The sequence below is a fragment of the Paraburkholderia sp. BCC1876 genome (genome assembly GCF_902833695.1).
GTDB lineage: Bacteria > Pseudomonadota > Gammaproteobacteria > Burkholderiales > Burkholderiaceae > Paraburkholderia.
Map to the genome: position 1 here is coordinate 1 of NZ_CADFGI010000114.1, position 425 is coordinate 425.

Annotated in this window: 1 protein-coding gene and 1 pseudogene; one reads left to right on the forward strand and one right to left on the reverse strand. The window is 64.7% G+C overall.

Annotated features, from left to right (window positions below; all coding sequences use genetic code 11):
* Positions 1–196 (forward strand): annotated as a pseudogene (locus HWY05_RS38055) (MFS transporter); the annotation flags it as partial.
* 88 nt (positions 197–284) lie between these two features.
* Here the strand turns inward: HWY05_RS38055 and HWY05_RS38060 are convergent.
* The coding region (locus HWY05_RS38060; RefSeq protein WP_176061520.1) for a DoxX family protein at positions 285–425 on the reverse strand (141 nt) is incomplete at its 5' end.

Below are 425 nucleotides of genomic sequence, written 5' to 3' on the forward strand. Positions count from 1 at the left end.
GACCTGCATCGTCTGCCTGGCGGGCTGCCTGGGCGGCTTCCTGCTGCCTATCCTGTTCGGCATGCTGCTCGACCTGCTGCAGGTGCGCACCACCTGCTTCATGTTCCTGTACGGCATCGTCTGGGTCTCGCTGATCCTGATCTACCTGTCCGAGGTGCGCAGGGCGCCGACGGTCGACGCAGCGGCGGCCCGCTGAATCGGACCCGGCCACGCCGCACGCAGGCAGAAAAAAACGCCCGCTCGTGCATCGAGCAGGCGTTTTGCCTTGACGAACCCTCAGCGCCTCAGTGGCGGTCGATCGAGAACCGCCCCGGGCCCGAGACGGCCAGCACCAGCAGGCCGCCCACGATGCTGATGTTCTTGTAGAAATTGATCAGGTTGACGTACTGTTCGGCGCCCGTCATGGTCCAGTAGTGATGGCCGAC